This is a genomic window from Leeia oryzae DSM 17879 (assembly GCF_000376945.1).
Taxonomy (GTDB): domain Bacteria; phylum Pseudomonadota; class Gammaproteobacteria; order Burkholderiales; family Leeiaceae; genus Leeia; species Leeia oryzae.
Window position 1 is genome coordinate 1 of the sequence record NZ_AQXU01000008.1, and the last position, 18,883, is coordinate 18,883.

17 protein-coding genes are annotated in these 18,883 nt (G+C 54.9%); 8 read left to right on the plus strand and 9 right to left on the minus strand.

Annotated elements, in window-relative coordinates:
* The 4 genes from F552_RS0100155 to F552_RS0100170 all read right to left on the minus strand — a co-directional run.
* On the minus strand, positions 1-974 hold a 974-nt coding region (locus F552_RS0100155), incomplete at its 3' end, for an ABC transporter ATP-binding protein (RefSeq protein ID WP_211208195.1).
* A 269-nt stretch (positions 975-1,243) separates the two neighbouring features.
* Positions 1,244-2,335 carry a polyamine ABC transporter substrate-binding protein gene (locus F552_RS0100160; protein ID WP_026182241.1) on the minus strand — a complete coding sequence of 364 codons (1,092 nt, stop codon included), beginning with the start codon at positions 2,333-2,335 and terminating at the stop codon, positions 1,244-1,246.
* A 127-nt stretch (positions 2,336-2,462) separates the two neighbouring features.
* Entirely contained in the window at positions 2,463-3,851 is a 1,389-nt protein-coding gene (locus tag F552_RS0100165; RefSeq protein WP_018149687.1) for an aspartate aminotransferase family protein, read from the minus strand.
* A 23-nt stretch (positions 3,852-3,874) separates the two neighbouring features.
* On the minus strand, positions 3,875-5,374 hold the full coding sequence (locus F552_RS0100170) for an aldehyde dehydrogenase (protein WP_018149688.1): 1,500 nt from the start codon (positions 5,372-5,374) through the stop codon (positions 3,875-3,877).
* A gap of 193 nt (positions 5,375-5,567) precedes the next feature.
* On the opposite strand from F552_RS0100170, the gene F552_RS0100175 reads away from it, so the two are divergent.
* Positions 5,568-6,371 (plus strand): helix-turn-helix transcriptional regulator, encoded by an 804-nt coding sequence (locus tag F552_RS0100175; protein ID WP_018149689.1) that lies wholly within the window; start codon positions 5,568-5,570, stop codon positions 6,369-6,371.
* Between the two features lie 97 nt (positions 6,372-6,468).
* On the opposite strand, the gene thrC is transcribed toward F552_RS0100175, so the two are convergent.
* The 5 genes from thrC to F552_RS0100200 form a co-directional block, all read right to left on the minus strand.
* Positions 6,469-7,878 carry a threonine synthase gene (gene thrC, locus F552_RS0100180; protein WP_018149690.1) on the minus strand — a complete coding sequence of 470 codons (1,410 nt, stop codon included), beginning with the start codon at positions 7,876-7,878 and terminating at the stop codon, positions 6,469-6,471.
* 75 nt (positions 7,879-7,953) lie between these two features.
* Positions 7,954-8,325, minus strand: coding sequence for a hypothetical protein (locus F552_RS0100185; protein WP_018149691.1), 372 nt, complete (start codon positions 8,323-8,325; stop codon positions 7,954-7,956).
* 66 nt (positions 8,326-8,391) lie between these two features.
* Positions 8,392-9,696 (minus strand): homoserine dehydrogenase, encoded by a 1,305-nt coding sequence (locus F552_RS0100190; RefSeq protein WP_018149692.1) that lies wholly within the window; start codon positions 9,694-9,696, stop codon positions 8,392-8,394.
* A complete protein-coding gene (locus F552_RS0100195; RefSeq protein WP_018149693.1) occupies positions 9,693-10,142 on the minus strand; it encodes a GNAT family N-acetyltransferase in 450 nt (149 codons plus the stop codon). The genes F552_RS0100190 and F552_RS0100195 overlap by 4 nt, the downstream gene beginning before the upstream one ends.
* 17 nt (positions 10,143-10,159) lie before the next feature.
* Positions 10,160-11,425, minus strand: a complete 1,266-nt coding sequence (locus F552_RS0100200; RefSeq protein ID WP_018149694.1) for a pyridoxal phosphate-dependent aminotransferase — start codon at positions 11,423-11,425, stop codon at positions 10,160-10,162.
* 208 nt (positions 11,426-11,633) lie between these two features.
* Here F552_RS0100200 and F552_RS0100205 point away from each other — a divergent pair, with 208 nt between their 5' ends.
* From F552_RS0100205 to F552_RS0100235, 7 genes are all read left to right on the plus strand, one after another.
* Positions 11,634-11,999, plus strand: a complete 366-nt coding sequence (locus F552_RS0100205; protein WP_018149695.1) for an Mth938-like domain-containing protein — start codon at positions 11,634-11,636, stop codon at positions 11,997-11,999.
* A gap of 108 nt (positions 12,000-12,107) precedes the next feature.
* The gene (locus F552_RS0100210; protein WP_018149696.1) at positions 12,108-12,836 is read left to right on the plus strand and encodes a YebC/PmpR family DNA-binding transcriptional regulator; all 729 of its coding nucleotides are present in this window, start codon (positions 12,108-12,110) and stop codon (positions 12,834-12,836) included.
* Between the two features lie 34 nt (positions 12,837-12,870).
* Positions 12,871-14,187: a Xaa-Pro aminopeptidase gene (gene pepP / locus F552_RS0100215; protein ID WP_018149697.1), complete on the plus strand. Its 1,317-nt coding sequence runs from the start codon at positions 12,871-12,873 to the stop codon at positions 14,185-14,187.
* Positions 14,188-14,242: 55 nt separating this feature from the next.
* Complete coding sequence (locus tag F552_RS0100220; RefSeq protein ID WP_018149698.1) at positions 14,243-15,394, plus strand: FAD-dependent oxidoreductase; 1,152 nt, start codon at positions 14,243-14,245, stop codon at positions 15,392-15,394.
* A gap of 4 nt (positions 15,395-15,398) precedes the next feature.
* Entirely contained in the window at positions 15,399-16,574 is a 1,176-nt protein-coding gene (locus F552_RS0100225; RefSeq protein ID WP_026182244.1) for a UbiH/UbiF family hydroxylase, read from the plus strand.
* Positions 16,575-16,613: 39 nt separating this feature from the next.
* Positions 16,614-17,435, plus strand: coding sequence for a DsbC family protein (locus F552_RS0100230; protein ID WP_018149700.1), 822 nt, complete (start codon positions 16,614-16,616; stop codon positions 17,433-17,435).
* A gap of 428 nt (positions 17,436-17,863) precedes the next feature.
* Positions 17,864-18,427, plus strand: a complete 564-nt coding sequence (locus F552_RS0100235; protein ID WP_018149701.1) for a phasin family protein — start codon at positions 17,864-17,866, stop codon at positions 18,425-18,427.
* Positions 18,428-18,883 lie beyond the last annotated feature (456 nt).

The following is an 18,883-nucleotide window of genomic DNA, read 5'->3' on the forward strand; positions in this document are numbered from 1 at the left end:
CTTGGCAGCTTGACGTGGAAGAACGAGTAGCTGCCCAGGTAGGCGATGTCGCTGACTTCGCCTTCGGACCAGTTGTACTCGCCTTCCGGCTGCTGACGGGTCACGTGCACGCGTTCCGGACGGATCGACACCGACAGTTCCATGCCGGCCGGACCGGTCACGCCGTGGTTGATGTAGATGCCGCGCGGCAGGTCGTCAGAACCGACGATGATGTAGCCTGGTTCGTCTACCAGCAGCTTGCCTTCGAACAGGTTGGTTTCACCGATGAACTCGGCGGTGAAGCGGCAGTTCGGGTGTTCGTAGATCTCGGTCGGTGAACCGACTTGCAGCAGCTTGCCTTCGGACATGATGGCGATGCGCGAGGCCATGGTCATGGCTTCTTCCTGGTCATGGGTCACCATGATGCAGGTCACGCCGACTTTCTCGATCACGTTCACCAGTTCCAGCTGGGTTTGCTGGCGCAGTTTCTTGTCCAGCGCGCCGAGCGGTTCGTCCAGCAGCAGCAGTTTCGGGCGTTTGGCCAGCGAGCGGGCCAGCGCTACACGCTGTTGCTGGCCGCCAGACAACTGGTGCGGCTTGCGCTTGGCGTATTTTTTCATCTGCACCAGGTCGAGCATCTTGCTGACGCGGTCGATGATCTCGTCAGCCGGCAGTTTGTCCTGTTTCAGGCCGAAGGCGATGTTCTGTTCGACGGTCATGTGCGGGAACAGGGCGTAGGACTGGAACATCATGTTGATCGGACGGCGGTAAGGTGGCAGGGCCGTGATGTCTTCACCGTCGAGGATGATCTTGCCGGAGGTCGGGGTTTCCATCCCGGCCATCATGCGCAGCAGGGTGGACTTGCCACAGCCGGAGCTGCCCAGAAGGGCGAAGATCTCGTGTTTTTTAATGGTGAGATCGATGTGATCTACCGCGGTTGCATCGCCAAACTTTTTGACGATGGTTTGAATTTGCAAGTATGAATCTGATTTCACCGTGCTGTTGTCTTTGGGCACAATGGCGCTCCTTGTATTTGAAAATCTGCAGCAAACCCTGCTCACCCGCAGGAGCCGCTATCTGGCACGAGCAGGTGCAGGGGCATACCCGTCGTGGTCCGGGTATTAACAAGATGGTCTCGGGGGCTAACAGGGTAGGGTTGAACCGGCCATACGATAATTGGTGGTGCAAATGCGCGTGCTGCGGGTGTCTGTCTCTTCATCCGGGGCCGGGCCCGTCAGGCCCGGCCGTATAACGACTGGATGATTTATTTGGATGACTTGAATTTGGTATAAAAATCCGTCAGCAGGCGCTGTTCCTCGGGTTTGATGACTTTCTTGGCCACCAGCTGTACCTTGAGCGCATCCGGAATGTAGATGTTCGGGTCAGAGACAATCTCTTTGCTGACAAACGGGGTGGCCTTGTCGTTGGCGTTGGCGTAGAACACCTCGTTGGTGGCGTCAGCAATCACGTCCGGTTTCAGCATGAAGTTGATGAACTTTAGCGCATTGTCCGGATGTTTGGCATCTTTCGGGATGACCATGCTGTCCAGCGACATCAGGGTACCCTTGTTGGGGATGACAAAACGGATCTTCTGACCGTTCTTGGCTTCTACTGCCCGATTGCGGGCCATGTAGACATCGCCGGAGTACGCCACGGCCAGACAGACATCACCATTGGCCAGCAGGTCGATCGGTGACGAGTTGAACACCCGCACGTCTTTGCGTACTTTGGCCAGTGCGGCCGTGGTGGTGGCCAGGGTATCCTTGCTGTAATCCGTACCCCCTTTGCCCAGGTAGATGTTGGCCATGGTGAACATGTCGCTTGGCGTATCCATGTACGAAATCCCGCAAGATTTCAGCTTGCTGGTATACGTCGGGTCAAATGCCAGACGCCACATATCGGTTGGCAAATCGCCACCCAGCGCTTTCTTGACCTTGTCTTCGTTGATGCCGATGCCGGTGGTAAACCACATGTAAGGCACCAGGTATTTGTTGCCGGGGTCCACCGTGGTCAGTTTTTGCAGCAGGATCGGGTTCAGGTTGCCGTAGTTGGTCAGCTGCTTTTTATCTACCGGACGGTGTACGCCGCTGTTGATCTGCTTGCCGGCAAACTCCAGCGACGGAAACACCAGATCATAGCCGCTATGCCCGGTCAGCAATTTGGCCTGCAGGGTTTCGTTGCTGTCATACACATCGTATTTGACCTTGATGCCGGTTTCTTTCTCGAACCGGGCCACGGTATTCTTGCCGATGTAGTCATTCCAGTTATAAATGTTGAGGACTTTTTCCTCTGCCGCCAGCGACGGCAGCGAGGTAGCCAACAGTAACGTCGTGTATAGCGTGTGATGTAACTTCATGTTCTCTCTCCATGGTTGAAGTAACAGGTTTTGCGACGGTTAACATACGGAATTCATTAAAAAAGAGACCGAAGAAAACATTCGAGGAGGGGGAAATGTCGTCTTCAGTCCCAAGACACCGGCAGACTTACAAAATGCCCAGTTCTTGTGCGGTCCGGTCTACCGCACGCTGCGTTTTTTCCAGCAGTTCATCAATCTCGGCATGCGTGGCCACTAGCGCGGGTGCCATGATCATGCGCCCGGCGGTAGAGCGGATGATCACGCCCTCTTCAAAGCCAAAGCTGCGGCAGCGCCAGGTAATGTCGGCTTCGTTGGCAAACAGCTTGCGGGTCGCCTTGTTCTCGGTAAACTGGATGGCCGCTACCATGCCCGCGCCCTGTACATCGCCAATCAGCGGATGCTGGGCGAACATCTCGCGCAGGTTTTTCTGTAGATACGGGCCGGTATCCTGTTTGACCTTCTCGACAATGCCTTCCCGCTGCATGGTCTCGATGTTTGCCAGCGCGACTGCGGCAGCTACCGGGTGGCCAGAGTAGGTCAGTCCGTGGGCAAACACGCCGCCTTTTTCCACCAGGGCATCGGCAATGCGCTTGGACAGAACCAGCCCGCCCATCGGGATATAGCCGGAGGTCAGCCCTTTGGCGATCGACAAGGTATCCGGCTCAAACCCGAAGTACTGATGGGCAAACCATTCACCGGTGCGGCCAAACCCGCCAATCACCTCGTCGGCGCACAGCAGCACATCGTATTTGCGGCAGATGCGCTGGATTTCCGGCCAGTAGCTTTCTGGCGGGAAGATCATGCCGCCTGCACCCTGGAACGGTTCCGCCACAAAGGCCGCCACGTTGTCGGCACCCAGCTCAAGAATCTTGGTTTCCAGCTCGCGCGCACGGGCCAGGCCAAATTCCTCCGGTGTCATGTCGCCGCCGTGGGCGTAGTAATACGGCTCGCCAATGTGCACGATGCCGGGAATCGGCAAATCGCCCATCTCGTGCATGAACTTGAAGCCGCCCAGTGACGCACTCCCTACGGTTGATCCGTGGTACCCGTTTTCGCGGCTGATGAAGATTTTCTTGGTTGGTTTGCCTACCACATCCCAATAGCGACGGATGGTACGGATCAGTACCTCGTTCGACTCCGAGCCCGAATTGGTGTAAATCACGTGCGAAAAACGGTCCGACAACAGCTCAAACAGTTTCTCGGACAGCTTGAGTACCGACGGGTGCGTGGTATGGAAAAACAGGTTGTAGTAGCTCAGCTGCTCCAGCTGCTGGGTGGCTGCCTCAATCAGCTCGCGACGGCCATAGCCGATGTTGGTACACCACAGGCCGGACATCCCGTCCAGGTAGCGTTTGCCATCGCTGTCCCAGATGTTCAGGCCATTGGCGTTTACCATCACGCGCGGACCCTCTTCATTGAGCGCTTTCTGGTCCAGAAAGGCGTTGATGTGGTGTTTGGCATCCAGTTCCTGATAGGTCTCGGTGCTATACAAGTGTTGGGTTAGCAGATTGCTCATGTCTCTCTCCTTGAAGGAAACGGTCAAGCCTTGAGGCTGATCCAGGTGGTTTTTAGCTGGCTGAATTTATCCACAGCGTGTAATGACAGGTCGCGCCCGAAGCCGGATTGCTTGAAGCCGCCAAACGGAATGCCTGGGTCCAGCGCATCCACGGTATTGATCGATACCGTGCCGGCTTTCAGTTGCCGTGCCAGGCGGTGTGCACGGCTCAGGTCGTCTGTCCACACAGAAGCCGCCAGACCGTAGATGCTGTCGTTGGCAATGGCTACCGCTTCGGCTTCGCTATCAAACGGGATGATGGCCAGTACCGGCCCAAAAATTTCTTCGCGGGCGATGGTCATGTCCGGCGTGACATCGGTAAACACGGTCGGGCGGATGAACAGGTCGCTCTCGCCAATCTGCTGTTGCTCGCCACCGGTCAGCAAGGTTGCACCTTCCTGCTTGCCTGTCTGGATCATGCTGAGCACCCGTGCCGTTTGTTTGGCGTCTACCAGCGTCCCCAATGAGGTGGCAGGGTCCAGCGGGTTCCCCAGACGGAAACCGGCTATTTCGGCTTGCAGCTTGCTGACAAACTGGTCATGGATGCTGCGTTCCACCAGCAAACGCGCATTGGCAGAACACACCTGACCCTGGTTGAAGAAAATCCCCAGTGCCGCACGCTTGGCGGCCATGTCCAGATCCTTGCAGTCGGCAAACACCAGATTCGGACTTTTGCCACCGCATTCCAGCCAGACCATTTTCATGTTGGATTCACCGGCATACTGCAAGAAGCGTTTGCCAATCTCGGTCGAGCCGGTAAAGGTGATGCAATCCACGTCTGGATGCAGCCCCAGCGCCTGGCCCACTTCATGGCCATAGCCTGGCAACACATTCAACACGCCATCCGGCAAGCCGGCCTCAGAAGCCAGCTCGGCCAGCCGCAAGGCCGACAGGGGGGATTGCTCCGCCGGTTTCAGAATGACACTGTTGCCGGCAATCAGCGCCGGTGCCAGTTTCCAGATGGCCATATCGAGCGGGAAGTTCCACGGGATGACCGCCGCCACCACGCCCACTGCCTCGCGGGTGATCAGCGCCACCGCATCTTGTGCGGTCGGTGCAACCTGGTCATACAGTTTGTCTGCCGCTTCGGCATACCAGTTGAGCACCCCCACCGAGCCGGGCACATCAATCGTCAGCGCATCCATTACCGGTTTGCCCATGTCCAGCGAATCCAGCAAGGCCAGTTCTTCCTGATGCTGCTCCATCAGTTGCGCCAGCGCCTGCAGCACTTTCTTGCGCTCCCGCGGGTGAATGCGGGACCAGACGCCCGACTCAAAACTGCGTCTGGCCGCCTTCACCGCCAAGTCGGCATCGGCACTGTCACACCGCGCCACATTGGCCAGTACCTTGCCGGTAAACGGGTTGACGGTCGGGAAGGTGCGGCCGTCGGTGGCATCCACAAATCGGCCGTTGATATATGCCTGATGGCGGAACACCAGTGATGCGGCCTTGTCTTCCCAGTCCGCCAGTCGGGTTGCATTCATGACAATCTCCTGTTAGGGTGGCCTTGGCTGCTATCGCAATGAGCGGGTGACATGAACGGTCAGGGACACGTCATCCATTCGGCACACCAAGGTTTCTGTATTGGATGGAGTGATACTAACAAGGGTGGTTTTTGCCAAACATCGCGTGTATGGGTGAGATAACCGCGCGTCTCTCACCCTCTGGGGTAATAAGATGTCTTTTTCTGTTTCTGAACTGGCGTTTCACCAACGACTAGGGCGCCTGATGGCCCGGGTCGGCAAAGAAGAATTCTGGCCGGCACTGGCCGGTTTTCTGCGTGAACACATGCATTTCGATACCTGGGTCGCCATGCTGTTCCGCCCCAGCGAAGACCCGACGGTGCTGGCCGACAAAGGCGCCAATGTAGCCGATAGCAACCTCTTTCATGACTACGCCCGTGGTATCTATCTGCTGGACCCGTTCTATACCTTTTCCATGACCGCTACCGAGCCCGGTTTCTACCGGCTGGATGAAGTCGCGCCAGAACACTTCCGCGAGACCGAGTATTTCCGCCGCTATTTTTCGCTGAATGTCGTAGAGGACGAAGTCCAGTTTCTGGTCCCGATGCAGGGCAGAGGGGTATTGTCGTTTTCGCTGGGCAGTAAACGCAGGTTTACGGATGAGGAAATCGGTTTTTGCTACCTGTTTTTGCCGTGGTTATTGCATCTGATGCGTCTGGCCGCAGAAGCGGATACGGTGCTGTCGCAAGAAGCACAAGCCAGCCAGGACCATGTGCGCAGCGAAGAAGTGAAAGAGTCCTTGCGTCAGCGCGGCAAACCGCACCTGACCGAGCGGGAAGTCGAAGTCGCACTGCTGATTCTGGGTGGGCACTCCACCAAGGGTGTGGCTCGGCAATTGGGGATTTCCATCGACACTGCCAAAGCCCACCGCCGCAATATGTACGCCAAGCTCGGCGTTTCGAATCAGGCAGGGTTGTTCCTGCTAATGATGGCGCAAGAGAATACCGCCGGAGGCTGAGTACCCCCTTACCCGCATGTGCAGGGCACAAAAACAACAAAGCCTCCACAAGGAAGGCTTTGTCGGCAACACACTCATGAATGATGTCCGGATCGGATTACCGTGTGTGCTGGTCAATAAATGCCTGGATCTGTTCTACGCTGGCATCCATCACTTCAAAACGCTGCGGCAAGGCTTCGATGTTTTCATAAGCGGCCGGACGCGCAGGTTTACGGCCCAGTGCCTCAATCATCGTCGCTTCAAACTTGGCCGGCAGCGCGGTTTCCAGACACAGCACAGGTACTGCCGGGTCACGTTTTTCCAGTGCCACCTTGATACCGTCGGCGGTGTGGGTATCAACCTCCATGCCGTAGGTATCCCACACTTGCTTGATGGTCTTCACGCGGTCGTCATGGCTGCTGCGGCCAGACACAAAACCGTAAGACTGGATCTTGGCAAACAGCTCGGTACCGGACAGGTCAAAACCACCTTCTTGATCCACCTTGCGGAACAACTCTGCCGTTTGTTTGGCATCGCGACCGGTCAGGTCAAAAATGAAGCGCTCAAAGTTGGACGCCTTGGAAATATCCATGGACGGGCTGCTGGTCTGCTGGGTTTCTGCAGAAGAACGCACACGGTACACACCGGTACGGAAAAATTCGTCCAGCACGTCGTTCTCGTTGGTCGCCAGAATCAGCTTGTCGATCGGCAGGCCCATCTGGCGGGCAATGTGCCCGGCACAGATGTTACCGAAGTTACCGCTAGGGACAGAGAAAGACACCTTCTGGCTGCTATCGGTCGTGACCGCCAGATAGCCCTTGAAGTAGTACACCACCTGCGCCACCACGCGCGCCCAGTTAATCGAGTTAACCGTGCCGATCTGGTGATTAGCCTTGAAGGAGTGGTCATTGGAAACCGCCTTCACCATGTCCTGGCAGTCATCAAACACGCCTTTAACGGCAATGTTGAAGATGTTAGGGTCTTGCAGGCTGAACATCTGCGCAGTCTGGAACGGACTCATCTTCTCGTGCGGCGACAGCATGAAAACCTTGATGCCTTTTTTGCCCCGCATGGCGTACTCGGCCGCAGAGCCGGTATCGCCAGAAGTGGCACCCAGAATGTTCAACTGGGCATTGGTCTTGCCCAGCGTGTATTCAAACAGGTTACCCAGCAACTGCATGGCCATGTCTTTAAAGGCCAGCGTCGGGCCGTTGGACAAGGCCAGTACGTGCAGGTTAGGTGCCAGGGTTTTGACCGGGGTAATATCCGCGGTGCCAAACACGGCCTCGGTATAGGTTTTCTGGATGATGCTTTTCAGGTCGGCTTCCGGAATATCGGTAGCAAACTTGCGAATCACCTCGAATGCCAGTTCGGCATAGCTCAGCTTGCGCCATGCATCCAGTTCGGCACCGGTGACCTGAGGGTAGGTCTCGCACATGGCCAGACCGCCATCCGGTGCCAGACCAGACAGTAATACCTGAGAAAATGTTTGTGGGGCCATGCCGCCACGTGTACTGATGTATTGCATAAAAGCTACCTTGAGACCTTGGTAAACGGCTACCCAAAACCGGGTAACCGGTGTATTTCCGGATAAACGATGCGCTTATTGCATGCTGCTGGCAGCCTGGCGGGCGCTCTCGGCAGAACAGTTGAAGGTGGCTTCGTATACCTTCAGGGTCGCCCAGTGGCTATCTGCCGAGTTTTCGTCTTCATTCGCCAGCGCATCCACAATGCCAGGTACCTTGGCGGTTTTCTCGACCAGACAGTTACATGCCCGTTTTTCATCCATCGGTGCAGATACCGCAGCAAGCAGGTTCTCTACATCCTTGAAAACGTGGTCATTCACGCAGCGCTGAAAGAAGTTCTGCTTGAAGTCCTTGATTTCAGCTGCCGTTGCAGCATTCACTGAGGATACGCTCCCCATTGCGATACCCGCTGCCATCAACATGCTGACTACATTCAGTGCTTTTTTCATGCCTTGTCTTTCCGTTTTCTTGCCGGAGAATCAGGGGCCGGGAGTGCCGGCCCCTGTTGCCAATCGTTAACCCAGTGTTTCCATCCGCAGTTTCACCACTTTACCGCGAGAGGCCGCCAAGCCTTCGATACGCTTGATCGCGGCATTGACCTGTTTTTCAACGGCCAGATGAGACAGGATCACGATCTCGGCGGTACCGCCGTGAGCCTCTTTCTGCAGCAGGGCTTCAATCGAGATATTGTTCTCGGCCAGAATGCCGGTAATCTCGGCCATCACACCCGCCTGGTCGGTCACCTGCATGCGCAGGTAGTAGCTGGACACCACTTCATCAATCGGCAGAATCGGGTCGCTGGACAGCATGTCTGGCTGGAATGCAGACAGCGGCACGCGGTGCTGCGGGTCTGCGGTCAGCAGGCGGGCCACGTCCACAATGTCGGCAACCACGGCAGATGCGGTTGGCTCGGCGCCAGCACCCGGACCGTAATACATGGTTGAGCCTACGGCATCGCCTTTCACCAGCACGGCGTTCATCACGCCGTTCACGTTGGCAATCAGGCGTTTTTCCGGAATCAGGGTCGGGTGTACGCGCAGTTCGATACCGTTTGGCGCGCGGCGGGTAATCCCCAGCAGCTTGATGCGGTAGCCCAGTTCTTCGGCGTACTTGATATCAGCCGCATCCAGCGTGCTGATGCCTTCAATGTAGGCTTTGTCGTACTGGAACGGAATCCCGAACGCCAGCGCCGCAATAATGGTCAGCTTGTGGGCGGCGTCATTACCTTCGATATCAAAGGTCGGGTCGGCTTCGGCATAACCCAGACGCTGCGCTTCTTTCAGCACGTCAGCAAAGCTGGCGCCTTTTTCACGCATTTCGGTCAGAATGAAGTTAGACGTGCCGTTAATGATACCGGCCGCCCATTCAATCCGGTTGGCACTCAAGGCTTCACGAATCGCCTTGATGATGGGCACACCACCCGCCACTGCACCTTCAAACGCAATCATCACGTTCTTTTCGCGCGCGCGGGCAAAAATCTCGTTACCGCAGGTGGCAATCAGCGCCTTGTTGGCGGTCACCACGTGTTTGCCATTCTCGATGGCTTTCAGCATCAAATCCTTGGCCAGCCCGGTGCCGCCAATCAGCTCAACCACAATATCCACATCCGGGTTGTTCACTACGCTTTCAAGATCGGCAGAGACTTTGACACCCGCATCCACCACGCCTTCGGCGCGGGAAATGGTACGGGTCGCAACTTCGATCAATTCAATATGACAACCTGCACGACGGGTAATCTCTGCAGCGTTACGCTTCAATACGGCGGCAGTACCGCCGCCCACTGTCCCTATGCCTAGTAGACCTACTTTGATCGGTTTCATGATTCAAGTTTCTTTGTAAAGTTAAAACAGGAGATAACAAATTGCTCGCGGAAATAAAACTTGTGGGCTTGTTCGCGCTGCACGCCAGAATCCAGCGTGACTTTGCTCGCCCCACGTACTGCGGCAAGATCAGACAAATGGTCGATTAACAGCTTGCCTACGCCTTGTGAGCGTTGGGCTGAATCCGTCACCAGGTCATCTACGTAAAAATGAATGCCATTAAACGTGTTCCGGTAGGTGCGGAACACCGCCACCCCCAGTACACGCGTATTGTCCTTATCGACAGCGACGATCATCTCGCCGCCATCTGCAAACACGCCATGCATGGCCAGCGCATAATCTTCAGGTATCTGCGGGCGCAGCTGCCGGTGTACCGGCTCGGCTTTCACCAGCCAGTCAGATTCAACAATCCGGCCTGCGGCATCCGTGACATGAACAATATGCATGGTCTCAGGCTCCCGGCTTACTGGCCCGCATGACGCTTGCGGTAATGGTCAAGGAAACGCGCAATGCGGTTCATGGCATCGGTCAGGTCATCCTGGTTAGGCAAGAACACCACGCGCAGGTGGTCTGGTCTTGGCCAGTTAAACCCGGTGCCCTGGACCAACAGCACTTTTTCTTCCTGCAGCAATTCCAGAATGAACTGCTGGTCGTCCACAATCGGGTACATCTTCGGGTCCAGCTTCGGAAACAGGTACAAGGCACCTTTCGGTTTCACGCAGCTCACCCCGGGGATGCTGGTCAGCATTTCCCATGCCAGATCACGCTGTTTGTACAAGCGTCCGCTGGGTGCCACCAGGTCGTTAATGCTCTGGTAGCCGCCCAGCGCGGTCTGGATCGCGTATTGCGCCGGCACGTTGGCACACAGGCGCATGCTGGCCACAATGTTCAGGCCATCAATGTAGTCAGCCGCATGGCGCTTGTCGCCAGACAAAATCATCCAGCCGGCGCGGAAACCACAAGCACGGTAGTTTTTGGACAGGCCGCCGTAGGTCACGCAAAACACGTCTTCCGCCAGCGATGCAATCGCGGTGTGTTTTTCACCGTCATACAGAATCTTGTCGTATACCTCATCGGCATACACGATCAGCTGATGCTGGCGCGCCACTTCCAGCAACGCTTTCAGCATGTCGTCCGGATAGACGGCGCCGGTCGGGTTGTTCGGGTTGATGATGACAATGGCGCGCGTGTTGTCGGTAATCTTGCTGCGCAGGTCGTCCAGATCGGGCAGCCAGCCGTTGTTTTCGTCGCACAGGTAGTGGCGTGCCGTACCGCCAGACAAAGACACCGCGGCGGTCCACAGCGGATAGTCAGGGGCAGGTACCAGCACTTCGTCGCCGTTGTTCAGCAAAGCGTTCATCGACAGCAAAATCAGCTCGGATACCCCGTTACCGATATAGATGTCGTCCATGGTGACACCCTTGATGCCTTTTTGCTGGGTGTAATGCATGACGGCCTTGCGCGCAGAGAACAGGCCTTTGGAGTCGCAATAACCGCTGGCAGCCGGCAGGTTGTGGATCACGTCCTGAACGATCTCTTCGGGTGCTTCCAGCCCAAACGGCTGCAGGTTGCCGATATTGAGCTTGATGATCCGGTGACCTTCTTCTTCCATGTGCTTGGCCGCCGCCAGTGCAGGTCCACGAATCTCATAACAGACATTAGCCAGTTTGTTGGATTTCTGGATCGCACGCATTTTGGTTACCTCTGAAGGCAGGTCGGGGCCGGACATGTTTCTCTCACAATTTTGCAATGATGGTTATAAGAAAAAGGCAAAGAGGTATAATCCTACTGTATGCCCTCGCCAGCGACAATGAGCAATCACGAATCTGTGGCATGAATACTGTATTTTTGCTTAAAAAATATGGATTTGGCTCCGGTTTGCCATGCTGCGTTGTTCTTTGTCCGGTCTGGGGCACTTTTGCGATAGAGAGAATCCGATGAAACTTCATCAACAGCAAGATACCGGCAACCTGTTCAAGCAGTATAAAAACGGTGCGGTCCAGGTGGGCGAGCAATGGTATCAAGGTACCGTCATCGTTACGCCGGATGTCATCGATACCCAATGGCCGGTCCTCAGTCTGGCAGAGCTGACCGAAGCACATTTTGAATACCTGCTGTCTTTCCGGCCGGAGGTCGTGCTGCTGGGGACGGGAGACCGTTTTCAGCTGGTGCACCCCAAACTGACCTTGCCACTGACCGGCATCGGAATCGGTGTCGAAACCATGGACACAGGGGCGGTTTGCCGCACCTTCAATATCCTGTCCGGAGAAGGGCGCCGGGTTGTTGCTGCTATTCTTCCTTGACGAAGGGGCTGCAAATTCACCATCCGCTCATGGTAGAATCCCCGGTTAATCCGTTATGCATCTTACTAATTAGATACATCGTTATATATAAAAGAGTAGAGGTCAGATATGGCTGGTCACAGTAAATGGGCGAACATCAAGCATAAAAAAGCGGCTGCAGATGCCAAAAAAGGCAAGATTTTCACCCGCCTGATCAAAGAGATTACCGTTGCGGCCAAAAATGGCGGCGACCCAACCATCAACCCGCGTCTGCGTCTGGCCATTGACAAGGCGCTGAGTGCCAACATGACCAAAGACACCATCGAGCGCGCAGTCAAGCGCGGCTCTGGTGATCAAGATGGCGTAGACTATCTGGAACTGCGCTACGAAGGTTACGGCATCAACGGTGCCGCCGTGATGGTGGACTGCATGACCGACAACAAAACCCGGACAGTGGCTGACGTGCGCCACGCCTTCACCAAATATGGCGGCAACCTGGGTACCGATGGCTGCGTGGCATTCATGTTCAAGCACTGCGGGACACTGGTGTATGCGCCGGGTACAGACGAAGATGCCCTGATGGAAGCCGCGCTGGAAGTCGGTGCCGATGACGTGATCACCAATGATGACGGTTCCATCGAAGTCATTACCCCGCCGTATGACTTTGTCCAGATCAAAGAAGCACTGGAAGCCGCAGGCTTCAAGGCCGAAATGGAAGAAGTCACCATGAAGCCGGAAAATGAAGTGGTCTTCACCGGTGATGACGCCGTCAAGATGCAGAAACTGCTGGACGCGCTGGAAAACCTGGATGATGTGCAAGAGGTATATACCTCCGCCGTGATCGAAGAAGACGAATAATTTTCTGTAACCGACCACAGACAAGCAGGTAAGCATGACACAGATCGAACCCTCCCGTTATCGCGCCCGTCGCGAACAATTATGGGCGAACCTCGGTGGCGGAGTTGTCGTGCTGCCTACTGCGCCAGAACAAACCCGTAACGCAGATTCGCATTATGCCTACCGGTTTGACAGCCACTTTTACTACCTGACCGGTTTCGAAGAGCCGGAAGCCATTCTGGTGATGGTGTCAGGCAGTCAGGGGGCAAGGCATATCCTGTTCTGTCGCGAAAAACATCTGGAGCGCGAAATCTGGGACGGTTTCCGCTACGGGCCGGACAAAGCCAAAGAAGTCTTTGGTTTTGACGAAGCCTATGCATTCGAATCATTTACCGAAAAATTGCCGGATCTGCTCAAAGGCCATCAGCAGCTCGTGTTCCCGATCGGTTTTGACGCTGCATTCGACCAGCAAGTGCTGGCCATCCGCAGCAAGCTGATCCCGTCCGTCGAACGTACCGGTGAAGAGGTTCCGCACCGCATCATCGACCTGCTGCCCGAAATCGCTGCACTACGCCTGTTGAAAGACGAGGCAGAAGTCGCTCGCTTGCAACGCGCGTCTGACATCAGTGCCAGCGCGCATCTGCGCGCCATGCGCTTTACTCGCCCGGGTCTCTTTGAGTATCAGGTCGAGGCAGAAATCCTGCACGAATTCGTCAGCAATGGTGCCCGTTCGCCAGCGTATACCAGCATTGTTGCCGGTGGCGCCAATGCCTGCGTGCTGCACTACATCACCAATCAGGATGTTCTGAAGGACGGCGAACTGCTGCTGATAGATGCCGGTTGCGAATATCAAGGCTATGCCGGTGATATCACTCGCACCTTCCCGGTCAACGGCAAATTCAATCCGATCCAGAAAGACTTGTACGAACTGGTGCTGGCCTCGCAGTACGCCGCACTGGATAAAACCAAGCCTGGTTGCGGGGTGCGCGATGGTCATTTTGCCACCTTGCGCGTACTTAGCCAGGGGATGCTGGACTTGGGGCTGTTAAAAGGGACGGTCGATGAAGTCATCGAACAGGAAACCTACAAACGCTTCTACATGCACGGTACCGGCCACTGGCTGGGGCTGGATGTCCATGACTGTGGCCGTTATAAAACGGGCGACCAATGGACAACCCTGCAGCCAGGCATGATGGTCACGGTCGAGCCGGGTATCTATATCCGCCCGGCAGACGATGTGCCGGAAGCCTTCTGGAATATCGGTATCCGCATCGAAGACGATGTCCTGATTACACCAGAAGGACACCGCATCCTGACGCATGCAGCGCCGAAAACCGTTGCCGAGATCGAATCCCTGATGGCAGACCGCTAAACCGGTGGTCACACCGTCCGGATCAACGGCACAACCCCGGAAAGAGTATTTCCCCATGCTTCCAAATCATGTCGATGTGGCTATTGTAGGCGGCGGGCCAGTGGGTACTTACCTGGCTCATGCGCTGGCCAGACAGGGTAAGTCTGTTGCCGTGCTGGAAAAAGAGCTGACGCCACGGGTTGATGACCCGCGCATGCTGGCCATTTCTACCGGCGGGCAGCAACTCTTGTCCCGTCAATCCTGCTGGTCAGATCAACTGGCAGATGCCCCGATTGCGCACGTCTCAGTGACTCAGCGCGGTTTCCTCGGACATACGCACCTGCATGCTTCAGAGATCGGCGAAGATGTTCTCGGTTATGTCGTCCCCTACAGCAAACTGCATCCCTTGCTGGTCGAGCGCCTGCCAGCCAGCTGTGCCTATGCTCAAGGTGTAGAAGTCACGCAAATCCAGTTTACCTCCGCCTATGCGCTGATCAGTTATCAGCACGAAAATACGTCTGCCTCCATGACGGCACGGCTGGTAGTGATGGCCGATGGCGGCCAACTGGCCACCCGCGTGGCTGGCATCGAATATCGCGAACAGGACTACCATCAATCCGCCCTCATCGCACTGATCGAGGCTACCCATAAACCAGAGCAAACGGCACTGGAACGCTTCTTGCCGGATGGCGCCATTGCCTTGTTGCCAAGGCCAGAAGGCTACGCCCTGATCTGGACCGCGCCATCCGCAGAAACCACCCAGCGCATGGCGTTGTCAGATGAAGACCTGCTCGATGCACTGCAAGTACAGGTCGGCAGCAAGGCCGGTCTCTTTATGTCGGTCGGGCAACGTCACCAGATTCCGCTGCGTCTTCGCTACGCCAAAACGCTGGTCGCGCCGCGTTGCGTGGTTATTGGCAATGCGGCCCAATACCTGCATCCGATTGCCGGTCAGGGCCTGAATCTGGGTCTTCGTGATGCAACCGATCTTGCCAAAATCTTGCAATCATTCAATGATCCGGGCGCGCCAGAATGTCTGGCTCGTTATCCCAAGCACAGAAGGCTGGATAAATTGAACGGTGTCGGTTTTACCGACAGTCTGATCAAACTGTTCGGCATTCCAGGCATGGGTCACGTGCGCAGTGCCGGTCTGATGGCACTGGAATCCAGTCCGATCATGAAGAAGCGCCTGTTGCGCCACCTGGCCTATGGCATCCGGAGCATATAAAACCATGACTCAATCGTTTGATATCGTGATTGTTGGTGGTGGTCTGGTGGGGGCTAGTCTGGCGTGCCGTTTATCCGCCAGTGCATTTTCGGTCGCGCTGATCGAAGGCCAGACACCGCCGGACGACCCCTACGAATGGGATCAGCGCATTTATGCCATCAGTCGTGGCAGCCGCCGTTACCTGCAAGATTGTGGTGCCTGGCAACGGCTGGATGCCTCGCGCTGCCAGCCTGTCAACCAGATGCAGATCTTCGGCGATGAGCGCAGTGAGCTGGTCTTTGATGCTGACAACGCTCATCTGTCCGAACTGGCCATCATTCTGGAGTCCCGGCATTTGCAAAAAGCCATCTGGGAAGGACTGCCCGGGCATGACAAATTTACCCTGATCCAGCCCGCCCGCCCTGTATCCATTCACTACGAGCAGGATCGTGCCGTACTTGCACTGGATAATCAGCAAACCCTCTCGGCCAGACTGATCGTGGGGGCGGATGGCGCGCGTTCATGGGTACGGCAGCAGATTCAATCAGCTAAAGGGCGAGCAGACCAGCCTAAACCCTACGGACAAAAAGGCGTGGTCGCCAACTTTGATACCGAGAAAAGCCACCAGGGCATTGCATGGCAATGGTTCCAGGCGGATGGTTCCATCCTGGCCTGGCTACCCTTGCCGGGTAACCGCATGTCCATGGTCTGGTCAGCACAAGACCCGCTGGCTGACGAGCTGTGTCAGCTGGCGCCAGAACAGCTGGCTCAACGAGTGGCAGAGGCGGGCGGGTATCGCTTGGGCAAGCTGACGCCAATTACCCCTGCGGTGGGTTTTCCGCTGCGTGCGCTGGTATTGCCGGATCTTGTCGGACAGCGTCTTGCGCTGGTAGGGGATGCCGCACATCTGGTACACCCGCTGGCAGGTCAAGGGGTGAATCTTGGCTTTCAAGATGCAAGAGACCTGGCCGATTTGCTGCTCAAGTCACCGTCTGTCGATCCCGGTTCACCGTCTTTCCTGCAGCGCTATGAACGAAATCGCCGTTTCGATATCCTAGCAATGGATGGGGTGACAAAAAATCTGCACCGGCTGTTCAATGCTTCTGGTGCTGCACCTAAATGGTTAAGAAATGTTGGCCTGAATCTGACCAATCGGGTGCCAGCAGTCAAGCAGGCGCTGATCCGTCAGGCTCTAGGCTGATCCAGTCTGTTACTAAACTTTTAAATTATCGGGATTCGCATGTTGGCTAATTTTTCTTTCTTTCGCGGCTTGACCCGTTTTGCCCTGACGGCAGTGGCCGTTTCCCTGTTAACGGCATGCGGTCCCGGTAATGCAGCTGCATTACCTGGCAAAGATATTGAACAGGTAAAAAAACTGCTCGCAACCAAAATACCCAAAGCCAAAGTAGACAGCGTCTCTGCTACGCCACTGGCCGGTATTTATGAAGTGGTTGTCGATGGAGAAAACATCTTTTATGTCGATGCCAAAGTGGAATACATCTTCCAAGGTGAGCTGATCAGCCTGAAAACCAAACAAAGTCTGACTTCAGCCCATTTTGATGAATTGCATAAGGTGACAGAAGCGCGTGCAGCACAAGAGCGCAAGAATGTCGCTAAAGCCTTCCCGATCGAATCCGCTATCCGTGTCGAAAAAGGCAACGGAAAACGTGTCATGTATGTGTTCTCAGATCCGGACTGCCCTTTCTGTTATCGCCTGGAACAAACCCTGAAGCAGATCGACAATGTGACTGTCTACACTTTCCTGTTCCCGTTAACCCAACTGCATCCGGATGCCGCCCGTAAAGCCGCCATGCTTTGGTGTGCGCCAGACCGTGCCGCCGCCTGGACTCGCTGGATGGACCAGCCCATGCAGGACTGGCAAGCTCGCAAAGGATTACCAGACAACAAAGGTGATTGTCAGACCCCATTGATGGACATTGCTGCGTTGGGCAATCGCCTAGGCGTTCAAGGGACTCCCGCCATTTTCTTCCCGGATGGCACCATGTTGCCAGGTGCGTATCCAAAAGAAGAAATCGAAAAAGAACTCAACAAGCAGAACTGATAAGCCCTTGTAGTGTGGCTAATGGTCACGATGTGTTGTATTGCATATATATATATATATAAACAGCCTCCATGCATCCGGAGGCTGTTTTTTCATCTGAAGGCCAATCAGCGACTACACGCAATGCCAGGCGACTGTCTTTGCGTGAAATGGATATTTGCATCTCTCATGCACTGTCTTGTGTTTATCCCACGGTATCTTAATCAGGGCTGTAGCCCTTGCCGTTGCACACATCTCTGCTGCAATGCCAGTGCTGTTGTCATAATGAGTTAAAGAAATCCTTTTATTTCATTGCGTTAAGAAAATGTTGCAATGCAAAATAACGCTTGACATTCGTGTGCACATCGCTAGAATAAGAAAAAAATATTGCAACGCAACAAACCGGTTGCTACACAGATTTCTCAATTTAGAAAGATAGGAAGACTGCCATGACTACTCCATTCGCCTCATTCGAACAATATGCACTTTTCGGCCAGTCACAACTGGACAAAGTACTGCGTTTTGCAAACCTGCAACTGAACAGCGCAGAAAAACTGTCTCAACTGAACCTGAATTTGGCAAAAGACGCATTGGCCGATCAAGCTCAGGCAGTCAAATCCCTGTTCGACGTTAAAGACGTACAAAGCCTGTTCTCTTTCCAGAACGGTGTTGCACAACCTTCAGTAGAAAAAACCGTGACAGCTTCACGTGCTTACTACGAAGCACTGGCTGGTGTACAAGCCGAGTTCGCAGCATTCGCCGAAGAAGAAGCACAAGCATTCAACCGTAACATCGTTTCTTCACTGGATAACCTGGTAAAAACAGCCCCAGCTGGTTCTGATGTTGCTGTTGCTGCCATCAAAACTGCAATCGCCGCTGCCAGCAGTGCTTATGACACCGTAAGCAAAGCTGCTAAAAAAGTGACGGACGACCTGGTTGAAGTAGGTAATAACGCCGCAGATGCTGCCAAACCAGCCGCTGCTGCCCGCCGCAAGCCAGCTGCCTCTGCTTAAGCAGGCATTTCTGGTGCCATAACACCAGAAATCGTAGCTCCCCAAAAGCCACCTTCGGGTGGTTTTTTGCATTTGCGGGGCCCGGTTCACGTGACAGTGCTTTGGGTGTTAAAATTCTGCTAAAATAATTTCCCAATATAAACAGTGGTTTATTGTGAATTTGGAGTGAATTTGCAGAAGATGTCGTCAAAAGGAGTTGACGGTTGTGGAGATGGTGCGTATAGTTCGCATCTCTGCTGCTGACGCAGACGACGAAACGAAGCGATTAATCGCTGAGTTTACGAAAGTTTGAAGTTGGTTGCAACTGCTCTTTAACAAACGAACAACCGATAAGTGTGAGTGCTTGTTTCGGACAAAGACCTTCGGGTCTGCAAAGAAATAAGTGCTTACACAGTCAAGAAAAGAAATTTTTTTGAGTGTACGTAAGCCAGTTTTAAAGATTGAACTTAAGAGTTT

Bases quoted from the DNA above. Each gene is read 5' to 3' on its own strand.
- F552_RS0100205 (WP_018149695.1), top strand. From the start codon at position 11,634: ATGAAACTTCATCAACAGCAAGATACCGGCAACCTGTTCAAGCAGTAT.
- F552_RS0100190 (WP_018149692.1), bottom strand. From the start codon at position 9,696: ATGAAACCGATCAAAGTAGGTCTACTAGGCATAGGGACAGTGGGCGGC.
- F552_RS0100175 (WP_018149689.1), top strand. From the start codon at position 5,568: ATGTCTTTTTCTGTTTCTGAACTGGCGTTTCACCAACGACTAGGGCGC.
- F552_RS0100165 (WP_018149687.1), bottom strand. From the start codon at position 3,851: ATGAGCAATCTGCTAACCCAACACTTGTATAGCACCGAGACCTATCAG.
- pepP (WP_018149697.1), top strand. From the start codon at position 12,871: ATGACACAGATCGAACCCTCCCGTTATCGCGCCCGTCGCGAACAATTA.
- F552_RS0100225 (WP_026182244.1), top strand. From the start codon at position 15,399: ATGACTCAATCGTTTGATATCGTGATTGTTGGTGGTGGTCTGGTGGGG.
- thrC (WP_018149690.1), bottom strand. From the start codon at position 7,878: ATGCAATACATCAGTACACGTGGCGGCATGGCCCCACAAACATTTTCT.
- F552_RS0100200 (WP_018149694.1), bottom strand. From the start codon at position 11,425: ATGTCCGGCCCCGACCTGCCTTCAGAGGTAACCAAAATGCGTGCGATC.
- F552_RS0100230 (WP_018149700.1), top strand. From the start codon at position 16,614: ATGTTGGCTAATTTTTCTTTCTTTCGCGGCTTGACCCGTTTTGCCCTG.
- F552_RS0100170 (WP_018149688.1), bottom strand. From the start codon at position 5,374: ATGAATGCAACCCGACTGGCGGACTGGGAAGACAAGGCCGCATCACTG.
- F552_RS0100160 (WP_026182241.1), bottom strand. From the start codon at position 2,335: ATGAAGTTACATCACACGCTATACACGACGTTACTGTTGGCTACCTCG.
- F552_RS0100235 (WP_018149701.1), top strand. From the start codon at position 17,864: ATGACTACTCCATTCGCCTCATTCGAACAATATGCACTTTTCGGCCAG.
- F552_RS0100185 (WP_018149691.1), bottom strand. From the start codon at position 8,325: ATGAAAAAAGCACTGAATGTAGTCAGCATGTTGATGGCAGCGGGTATC.
- F552_RS0100220 (WP_018149698.1), top strand. From the start codon at position 14,243: ATGCTTCCAAATCATGTCGATGTGGCTATTGTAGGCGGCGGGCCAGTG.
- F552_RS0100210 (WP_018149696.1), top strand. From the start codon at position 12,108: ATGGCTGGTCACAGTAAATGGGCGAACATCAAGCATAAAAAAGCGGCT.
- F552_RS0100195 (WP_018149693.1), bottom strand. From the start codon at position 10,142: ATGCATATTGTTCATGTCACGGATGCCGCAGGCCGGATTGTTGAATCT.